The sequence below is a fragment of the Oceanospirillum sp. genome, assembly GCF_982874595.1.
The window spans coordinates 1-10115 of record NZ_CEYNZH010000080.1 but is presented as its reverse complement, the minus strand read 5'-3'; the positions used below and the strand labels follow the sequence as shown (position 1 = coordinate 10115).

Sequence of the window (10115 nt, the reverse complement as noted above, 5' to 3'; positions counted from 1 at the left end):
ACAATACCTTATCCTATATTGGATTAGGTGTTGCACTCAGAATTGGCCGCTAAGCGGTCTAAAAGAACAAAAAATGTGCTTTCAAATTGTTGGATCTTTTGTGTCATCGATATTTCTTGCTGTGCCCCCTTTGCACCTGATAACTCAACTCTTGTTAACTGTAGCTCATCAGCACTAATTCTTAATTGCTCTCTGGCTTGATCTAGCATTTCATCTGACAGGGCATTGGCTTTCTGGGTTTGTCTGATTGTCCACAACAACAATAAAATACTAATAAAAGTTAGGATAGGATTAAGCAGCCCACCCATAACATCACCAAGTGTCCCGAACTGACCGCGAAGATCGGAAATGGATTCCGCCTGTTTAACAATAACCACTCCTTCCGATGTATCGACAGGCACAGGCCCATACATAGCTGGGAATAAATGGCCAAATGTCTGAATATATTGAGTGATGGAATAAACACCAAAAGCAATGGCGGCTATAGCAACAATTATCAGAAAAATCAGTACTGTCTTAGCTGCGCCACTCAGAATCCTGCTCTGCCATTTTTTAGTCACTTCAACATCCCTTTCACCATTAACCCATCTTTAAAAATGATACGCAGATCCGTTATGCAGATCTGCATATCGGTTAAACATGCAATTATGCAGGAGCCAACTCATCTGGCTCTACGGTCTTTTCTAACTTTATCGATTGATAATATTCATCGGCGCTTGCAACTTTATTGATCAAAGCCTCTACACCCAGCTTCTCAAGCTGCTGCTCGATCTCATCAAGCTGAACTTTAAAATACTCTTTCCGACGATTAACCCGGTTTACCCTGCGGTCGTCAAAGACCTGATGCAGCATGGTTTCCAAGGCTGGTGCATCATCAGATTCAATCAAGGCGTGAACATCAAAGGTAAACGGTACACTGGCATCCCCCAGCTCTTTAACACGATCCATTGGTTCCAAACGGCGGGTCATACCGATCTTGAGCACATCCTCACCAAAGCTACCGATATTGGAAATCACATAAACGTGGCCTTGCTTGGTATCCTGCGCTCGACTTCTGGCTCTCTCCAAGCGCTGATGAGCCTCTTCGAGTTCAGCTTTCAGTTTGTCCAGCTCCAGCTGATGCGCCGCCCTTTCTGCCTCACCTTCTTCCGCCATCTTTCGCTCAAGCTCTGCAATAGCGTCCTGCTTAATTTGCTCTTCTTTCTCTGCCGCTTTCTGTGCTTTCTCTGCTTCCTGCCGTGCTTTTTTCTCTTCCCATTCCTGCGCTCTCAGTTCTGCCTGTTGCTCTTTGGCCAGCTGGCGGGCCTTCTTATAATTGATCTCAATTTCCAGTCTTTTAACCAGTAAATCACGGAACTCCTGATTCACGACACTGCGGCTATCCAGACACTTAACCAAGGCCTCTGCAGCAACAATGGACTCGGTAAGTTTCTCAATAGCCAGATGCCCATTATTAGCAGTCACTTTTGAACAAAGCATATCTACAGTCGTGAGCAATAAAGCCCCAGCCATATCAGACTTGGCAGAGATGGCGACAAAGTTGCCGATATTGATATCGGCATTACTACCCCGAACCCCATCGATTGCATTAACAGCCAATTCCTTGAGGCGCTTTTGAACTCGCTTACGATCCTCCTGATAAGTTTTGCTGGTTGATAAATCATCCTCATTCAGGATCTCAACGTCAGCAGCAATGCGGGAGCATCGATCAGTGATCTCTTCCAGAAATTCTCTTGATTTTTGAAGGCGTGATCTGAGTTCTAAGTTCGCAGCGTTGAGCTTTTCTTGCCTACGCTCACAATTCAGAACGGCTGAATTAGCATTATCGATTAGCTCTTTAGCTTCTCGTTTTGATGAGGCTAACACCGATTGAGCCTCTCGCTTTGAGGCAGCTAACAACGATTGAGAATGTTTTTTCGAAGAGTTTACTAATGCCTTGGACTCAAATCTTGCAGACTTAATCAGTACACTTGACTGAGACTCAGCATCCGCGACGATTTCCTCCCCTTTGCGCTCGGCATCAAAAATTATGTCTTTACGTTTTTTATTCGCGAAGAACAAACCTAAAGCGAAGCTAACGAGAAAGCCGATAACGGTTAAAAGCAGGAGTCCATCCACAATCGTATCCTTAAGATATTTATTTAGAGGATGATTGTAAGGCATGCATAATGATTTAACACCGAATGCAGGACAACTGATTTAGAAAGCCCCCAACAACCATTTTTTTAACCGTGCGCTTAATTTTAAAGTTGAAAAACCGGTACCCTTGGCCGATGTTACTTTGTGCACTAGGATGTTTTTTTCTCAGGATAGAGGGAATACCCATGCCAGCTTTAAGGAAGGAAGAGGCAGAAGCCAAAATTGCCGCGTACCAGGAAGAAACGGACACGATTATCTCTCAGGCTAAGCTTGAGGTTGCCAAAACGCTACTGTGTGTTTTTGCGGTATCCGCTGTGCTGACAGCCATTTTAATCAAAGTTTATAGCGGTTAAGTGAATGAATAAGAAGTACTGGTTTTTTAATGCTAAAAAACTGTATCTGAGTGCAGCCATTGCTTGTCTGCTGGGGATTGCGACAGGCTTTGTGGCCGCTCAGTACTTTTAGGCACTCATGCTGAAAACCTTCGGCTCAGTCGGTCAGGCCAATCAGCAATACCCCAACACCATCCACGCGTCGAAATCTTCCCACTGATGAACCAGGCCACGCTGGATATAGCCGTCTTGCCCGCGACCCATCACATAATGGCAAATGTAATGGCTTATATCCCGCTTGTCGCTACCATCACCGGCATCAACACCATTATATTGCGCGGGTAGCGGCTCATCAAAACGACGTCCGGCACTATCATGATTCAGATAAACCCTGTCATCAGGAGCCGTACTCTCCAGCCAGTAGCCAGAGCGATATTCGCCATCAACACCAATCACTCGGTAGAAGTTAATATTTCGCGTTGGGTCCGTGATTGAGGATTCACCAAAAACAATCACCAGGCTTGCCGCATCAAACTGAACGTTAAACCAAATCATCCGATTGCTGACAATTCGATCAGCTCCATCAGCGTTGTATTCACGATCGTTAACTCTATACACGCCCACTGCCCCAGGGGCCGACCAGAAACCAGCATCCTGATCAGTCTGCTGCCGTGTGGCTCGACCATTAATATCATGCTGAACATCAAGCTTGGTCATACCATCCACTTTTACGATGACTGAAAACGCCCCGGCTCTATCCATCACATCGGTTCGGCTATATTCTTCAGGCCCTGAAGAATCCGACGAGCGACCACCACCCGGGTCCCACTCAAATATACCCCCCGTCTTCACCCCGTGGGTTTCAGATGTATGGCTTTCATTGATCTCAATATGCGCTGAAACCTCAACAACCTGCCCCTGATCATCAAACATCAAGACAACAGGAGCCGAGACCACCTCACTGATTGCTAGCTCAACGTGATAATCGGTGGCTGTATTAGAAGCAAGGTCCCGCTCTAAAACAGCCGCCTGATAAGTCGCACTATAAGCCCACCAGTCATAGGTATCCCCCTCTCCGGAACCGGAAGCATGACCTGAATCTTTAAGAGCCTTAGAGACCAGCTCCCAACCAAAATAGCACCGCTTACGATGGGTCGAGAGTGTCCCCGTCCCGGCACTGTAGGGGCTAACATAGAGACTGGCGTCAGACTCTATACCTACGCCCCAGTCCGGATCGCCTGGCAACTCTGGCCAGCTGCCCGTGCCGGTAACATCCAACACCCGCACAAACTGCGCCCACGGCAGGGTATAGCGCTCAGGCGCGGCTCCGGCGGCGCTGTCTAATGGCAGATCGGCCTTATCCGTAATCACCTGCAGAATGGCTTGATTACCACGGGGTGACGTTGCCACATGCACCCGCTCACCCACCAAGTGCTCCGGCAGGTAAAACCGATGCAGCTCCCGGCAGTTCTCCTGCAACGGCTGCATAGCCTGCAAAAAGATCGTCGCTGGCCGATGCAACCAGACCACCAGCTGATCCGAAACCGCTTCAACCACAACCCACCAGCAGCGATCGGCATCATCAAACAGTCGCCAGCTTGCCACAGCGTTACCCGTGAATGATGGTGGGGCAATTCGCTCAATGGCGGGCTCAAATGCTGCGTTATCCCACAAACATTGTGGGCTATTAGCCGCAGGCGACTGCGGATCATCCAACCCGATATTGCTCAGGCAGCGGTTTTTAGGCCGGGTCTGAGTACCTGAGATCGCCACTTTTGTACCGTCAGTTTTAACCACCCGATACTCATTGGTAGACGGCTTCCATTCAACACACCCATGCAGCGTGCTCCGCGCCTGAATATCCAGATCAAAAGCCGGATCACCGTTCAAATCAATCGCAATCGTCATGTTACTACCTACTGCCACCTATTCCGCTGTCAACTGATCTCCCTGTCGGGATAAGTTGAGATGAAACATAACCTCAGACTGCGCCGCGTCCTGAAAGCGCAGTGTTTTTATGCGCTTAACCGAGAACTGAAACAAGCCATCCGGGCTGGTATAAACCTCTGCCGGATGATACTCACGCGCGAGTTCTGCCAACGGTGAAGCGACACCGCCTCCACCGCCACCAGAAGACGACCCACGGGGATCTTCTACATGGACAAAATGACTCTGGGGCAGAGATGACACCGGCTTCGACGGGGCAAAGCGCTTCAGATTGGGCCGGACAGAACGCTCCAGCTTGTTAATATCGGATTTCATGACCCTGATCTCCCATGCAAGACCAGCTCACCGGCCCGCGCATTAATACGGGCCTCGAAAAAACCGCTCTCAGAATGCTCAAGCTCCGGATAGTCGTACACCACCGGTGAAAAATCAGGCGCGGCAACATCCACCTGAAAACCGACACCCCCGGAATCGGAGGGGCTGCGGCTTTCAAATGATACCGATACCTCATAAGAATCGGGCTTAGCGGGCAGCTCCTCCGGTAACTCACCATAAACACCAAAAAGATATTCACCCGGAGCGGAACCGCAGATCTGAGGGGCTAACGTCAGCTCTGTAATAGCCCGTCCGGTTTCTGTATTCAACCGATGCACAAACCGAAACATTTTCCCCGATGCGGTCACCAACGTACTATCCAGCCGGACACCCAAGCTACGATCAATAACCGCATCAAAGGGCACGGCAAACCGCACGCGGGCACGATGCCGCTTAAGAACATCAACCAGGTGTATTTGGGCGACCATTGCGGCAACCTCTTCAAATACGGCGGGATCAAACGACACCGGCATATCGGGTCTTAACCAATCCACTGCATCAAACGACTCCGGCATTTCAACATCGGACTGAAACTGCTCCCAACCTGCCGGTGGCTCTGCAGTCAGATCCAGCGCAAAGACCTCATCTTTTTGGTTAACGCCATAGCGGGAAGTGCTGTCGATAAAATGGATAACCTGGTGACATCGCAATGTCACTTCGACCGGGGCACGCTTAGCCACACCGGATGAAAAGCTAAAACAGGTCTCGGCAGGCCGCTCATTATTCCAGAGCACATAGTGCCCCGACTGAATATCGACCGCGCTGGCAGGGCTCCACGAGCCGATCTCATAAAGACCTGACACAGGAAACTCCTCATAGCTGAACGATTGCAGGTGTCCGGCTGATTGGGCGGCAGAAGGCGACGGCACCGGCCAGCCGGGTGCATCACCGGGCTTATAACGCCATGACCAACCCGCACTGCCGGTCACGGTTTGAAACAGGGTATAGCGGCATTCAATAGTGAGTTCGACACGGTTGATCAGGTCCCGGTGGCTGGGCAGATCAACCGACAGAGACCCCGCCAGATAATCACTGTCCGTGTATTCCCGGTGTACGGCTTGATGATGCAGATAGCGCTCATCAATCACACCAAACCGGTCAGCCTCAATGGATAAATAATCCACACTGGCCCGATCCTGTGCGTACTGCCAGCCGTCGGCACTATCATCAAACACGTAAGGCGACCATTTCGCCCCCGCTATCTTGTCAATCTCAGACCGGGGCATCGCCTCTAACCGTTTCTGCAACCCATCGGTGCAACGAAAGGTCATCAGCCCGGATTCCATATCGTATTGAGGCACATCGACATGGCCGGTAAAAATACGCTCAGGCGTACCGCCATCAACAACCGCATCGATCAGGACCGCAGCACCAATCCATCGATCCGCATTGACCGGCCCAGGGGACGGCAGCAACTTAAATTCAGCGATCACGGCTGAACCTTCTTCACCATCCACCACCACTTCACCGGTCAGCTGAGAGGATTTATCGACACCGCCCAGCGTAATGATTAGCCGCCACTGCATCGCTAAACCTCCTCACATGCTAACTGCCAGCTGATCACGCCAGTCGCGGTGTCTGTGTTTTCTTCAAACTCAGCAAACACCATCATCACCGGCCAGTAACTCACCTGATAAAATTCGGCTTCCGCTACCGTGGTAGCGGTTGCTGTATTGCCCGAAATCTCCAGCTCAACTTCCACCGCTTCACCACCCACCCAGGCCAACGCCTTTGGCTCATAACCCGCATCGGATCGACGAGATGCAGGTAATTCAATCACCGGAGCCGGACCTGAAACCGTCAGGGGCGCAATACAATGCAGCTGCAGTGGCTGACTGTAATCCAGCGACTGCAGCGCATTCGGCACCCAGCCCATACCATTGATCTGTGTTTTCTGTTTGCGCCATGCCTGCTGCTTTACACCACTGCCATCAGCCATCCGGAGTGTTGAAGTACCACCGGGCAATCGACTGAATGCCTGACGCATACTGTGACCCGCCCGATAAGGCACGGTGACACCGCCAATAATCAAACTCATAGGGAATTCCTTACATTACAAACGACGGCCTTTTTTCAGCGCCTCACGTGCCAGCTCATCCGCACCCGCTGCACTCAGCCTGTTCAGCGTTGCCTGATACTCCTGAAGCTTCGCCATGCGGTTAGCATGAACGGTATTCTCAGCAGCAATCATGTAGGCCGAGTAATCCGCACTCATGGCTTGCAGCTTTTGGCTAACAGCAGCCGTATCTGCCTGCACAGGCACGGTTACAGGCTCCACATCCGGCTTTTCGATCTCGACATCAACTTTTGCCGAGCCCAGACCATCCGCCAGATCTTTTTTAAGCCCACTGGCTTCCTGACGCAGCGCAGCCAGCTGCTGCTGAATCTTTGGGTTTAACTCTTGGTAGGCTGAAAGAGAGATAGTTTGCTCACCCAAGGCATCGGAAAGCTGCTGCTCTAACAGCCGGAAGTCATCCAGAGTTTTGCCCTTGTCGATCTGGGCTTTGAAGGCAATTTTTGTCTCGATCTGAGACTGACGGGATTGGCGATCGCCACCGGTAGATTTAACCAGTGCAGCATTCGCCTCGGTCGCATCCTTGGCCGCTTTCGCCTGCTGATCCAGCGCACCGGCTGCGCCTTTGGCATCTTTGGCCATCACACCAAAACCGACACCGGCCTGAATCGCTTTGACCTGAGCATGAGGAAACCGCTGTAGCAGTTCATCAAAAGATGACCCCATTCCCAGAATCCGCCCTTTGGTGTCTTCTGCGATATAACCCATGGACTGAACCGCATGACTCGCCCCGGACTGGGTTTGTGTGATCGCTTTGTTCGCCCTTGCGATCTCATCCAGTGCATCAGCAACACCCTGCGCATCGGTATCAAACTGATCCTGCAGCCCCAGCTGCTCCAGCGCTTTGTTCTGCAGGGCTTTGGCGCGGTAATAGCGTTCGGCACCAGCTAGGCGCTCTTTGTAAGATGCCAACTCCTGAGATGTCATTTCTGCGATCCGCTCCGAAGAAAACTGCTCAAAATCGGCAAAACGAGCATTGGCTTCCATCATGGCCTGTGCGGTCTTGGCATATTCCATCGCGGTAGCCTTCATGCGCGCCTGAGAGCGCTCGGCAACGGCAGAGCCAGACTCACCAAAGGTCATCAGCTCTTTAACCTTTGCTAACGCCCAACCCAGCGCCTCACCACCAATCATAGCGATCGTGATAGGAATAGACGCAGGAATCAGCCGAATCATGGACAGCAGCCACTTAAAACGGCCACCAGCACGACCAGCACTTGCTCCCGCCTCTGCGGCGGACCGCCCCAGCCCCAAAAAACCGGTCACTATACTGGCAAGGCCAGATGCCATCTGAGCCAGCTTGAGCCCCACCAACGCCTGACCCAATAAGATCAGCTCGCTACTCCACTCTTTAACAAAGGCTGCGCCACCCTTCAGCCCTGCGATGACGTTGTCCACACCACGGGACACTGCATCCAAAGCCGCGGTTACCGTGCTGTAATCAATATCGTTGAACCAGCCACGAAAGCTACTGGTGATCTTTTGGGTGATCTCGGCAATCTTGCTGCCCAGCTGATCCAGATCATCACCGGACGCCAGCGCCCTAAGATCCTGAGCCAGCAGTTTGGCCTCGCTACTGATCACGCCCAACATCGGCTGAGCCAGTTTGCGGCCCGCAGCATCCAAAGAAGACATCAGAGATTTAATCGCACCCTGAGTCGAATCCCCCATGCGCTTTGCGGCTTCTTCGGTACTGCCAGAACTATCTCTAAGCGCTGCGGTTAAACGCTCCACCTCAGCCGCACCGCCTGAGATCAGCGCCCGCAACGCAGGCCCCGCCTCAAGCCCAAAGGCCTGAATCGCAGCTTCGCCACCGGCACCGGCCTGCTCTAACCCAGCGATCACATCGGTCAAGTTGTTACTGGTAATACCCAGCTTTCCCAGCTCTTCACGGGCTTTGCTGGACGGATCACCCAACTGACCGAGAATATTCCTTAGCGCGGTACCCGCTTCACCGCCCCGGATAGCGCGTTTGGCCAGAATATCGATATAGGCCGTGGTGGTTTCCAGATCGTAGCCATAGGACATCGCCTGACCGCCGGCGGTTTTCATCGCCTCAGCGATCTGCAGGATCGAGGTGTTGGCTAAGGCCGCGCCCTTGCTGAGCACATCGGTGGTTTCGGTCGCCCGGCTGGCATCCCGGTTAAAGATCGAAAGCTGATCCGATACCAAGCCTGCAGCAGTCGCCAGATCACTTTTTGCAGCGGTCGCGGTTTGCATCACCGCCGGTAAAAGCGCAATCGCCTCTGCCGTGTCGTAACCCGCGCGAACCAGCGTCTCCAGCGCAGCACCGGCTTCCGTGGCGCTGTATTTGGTATTCGCCCCCATCTTTTCAGCGGCAGCGGTCAGCTTAGCTAATTCAGTTTCTGTTGCCTGACCCGCAGCAGCGACATTCAGCATCTGCTGCTCAAAGCTGATACCGCTTTGCACGGCAGCTTTAAACTTCTGGGTGATCTGCCAACCCGCGATACCGGTACCAATACCGACAACCAGTGCCGACGCCTTGCCCAGCGTCGAAACCAATCCGGTACCGAATCGCGAAAATCGGGACCCGGCACTCTCTGCCTCAGCCCCCGCCTGAGACATCGCACGACCTGCGCCTTTGGCCTCTGCCTTAGCGGCTTTCAGGTCATTCTTTGCTCGCTGCAGATCCGCATTAGCCGACTCAAGCCCGCGCTCCAGCTGCTCAACACCCTGATCCGCCAGACCTGCCGATCGCTTCAGGTCAGACAGCCGCTTGCCCGTATCCTCCAGCTGCCCCGCGTACTTCTGCTGGGAGGCTTTAGCGCGATCCAATCGCGTACCGGCCTGTTGCACCGTCCGTGCCCACTGTCCCTGCTCTAACCGGGCACGGCTCAGGGTTTCTTCATACAGGTCGACCTGACTGGTAGCCTGTCGGTAGGCCGATAGCAGCTTATCGGTCGGGCCGCTTTTGCCCATCTCATCCTGCAGCCGCTTTTGCTCTTTCTGAGCATCAGCCAGACGGCTGTTCAGCCGCTTAACCGCATCATCAGCCAGCGCCAGTTCCGCTGCCGAATGCTCATAACTGGCGCTGAGCTTTTCAACCGAATCCGCTGCAGACTGTGACCGCTCTTCCAGCTTAGCCAGCTGCTGCTCCAGCTTAACCGCTTGCTTTAAGTTGCTGACGTTATCGCCATATTGCTTAACCGAATCACTCAGCTGATCCAGACCGTTGAAGTGACCCCATAAAGTTGGACACTTTATTTATCCGGCTGCCATGGCCTGAG

8 protein-coding genes are annotated in these 10115 nt (G+C 52.4%); 1 reads left to right on the top strand and 7 read right to left on the bottom strand.

Features of this window, described 5'->3' with window-relative positions:
• Positions 1 to 23: 23 nt before the first annotated feature.
• Complete coding sequence (locus AC4GL5_RS17835; protein WP_490384156.1) at positions 24 to 560, bottom strand: hypothetical protein; 537 nt, start codon at positions 558 to 560, stop codon at positions 24 to 26.
• An 85-nt stretch (positions 561 to 645) separates the two neighbouring features.
• Positions 646 to 2118: a GIY-YIG nuclease family protein gene (locus AC4GL5_RS17830; protein ID WP_490384155.1), complete on the bottom strand. Its 1473-nt coding sequence runs from the start codon at positions 2116 to 2118 to the stop codon at positions 646 to 648.
• A gap of 206 nt (positions 2119 to 2324) precedes the next feature.
• Between AC4GL5_RS17830 and AC4GL5_RS17825 the strand changes: the two genes are divergently transcribed.
• The gene (locus tag AC4GL5_RS17825; protein ID WP_490384154.1) at positions 2325 to 2492 is read left to right on the top strand and encodes a hypothetical protein; all 168 of its coding nucleotides are present in this window, start codon (positions 2325 to 2327) and stop codon (positions 2490 to 2492) included.
• A 153-nt stretch (positions 2493 to 2645) separates the two neighbouring features.
• Here the strand turns inward: AC4GL5_RS17825 and AC4GL5_RS17820 are convergent, their stop codons facing one another.
• Genes AC4GL5_RS17820 through AC4GL5_RS17800 form a run of 5 tightly spaced genes read right to left on the bottom strand, consistent with a single transcriptional unit; the run spans position 2646 to position 9807 of the window.
• The gene (locus AC4GL5_RS17820; RefSeq protein ID WP_490384153.1) at positions 2646 to 4379 is read right to left on the bottom strand and encodes a hypothetical protein; all 1734 of its coding nucleotides are present in this window, start codon (positions 4377 to 4379) and stop codon (positions 2646 to 2648) included.
• 18 nt (positions 4380 to 4397) lie between these two features.
• Positions 4398 to 4733, bottom strand: coding sequence for a hypothetical protein (locus AC4GL5_RS17815; protein ID WP_490384152.1), 336 nt, complete (start codon positions 4731 to 4733; stop codon positions 4398 to 4400).
• The gene (locus tag AC4GL5_RS17810) at positions 4730 to 6319 is read right to left on the bottom strand and encodes a hypothetical protein (protein WP_490384151.1); all 1590 of its coding nucleotides are present in this window, start codon (positions 6317 to 6319) and stop codon (positions 4730 to 4732) included. The genes AC4GL5_RS17815 and AC4GL5_RS17810 overlap by 4 nt, the downstream gene beginning before the upstream one ends.
• A 2-nt stretch (positions 6320 to 6321) precedes the next feature.
• The gene (locus AC4GL5_RS17805) at positions 6322 to 6831 is read right to left on the bottom strand and encodes a hypothetical protein (RefSeq protein WP_490384150.1); all 510 of its coding nucleotides are present in this window, start codon (positions 6829 to 6831) and stop codon (positions 6322 to 6324) included.
• Between the two features lie 15 nt (positions 6832 to 6846).
• Positions 6847 to 9807, bottom strand: coding sequence for a phage tail tape measure protein (locus tag AC4GL5_RS17800; RefSeq protein WP_490384149.1), 2961 nt, complete (start codon positions 9805 to 9807; stop codon positions 6847 to 6849).
• Positions 9808 to 10115: the final 308 nt, after the last annotated feature.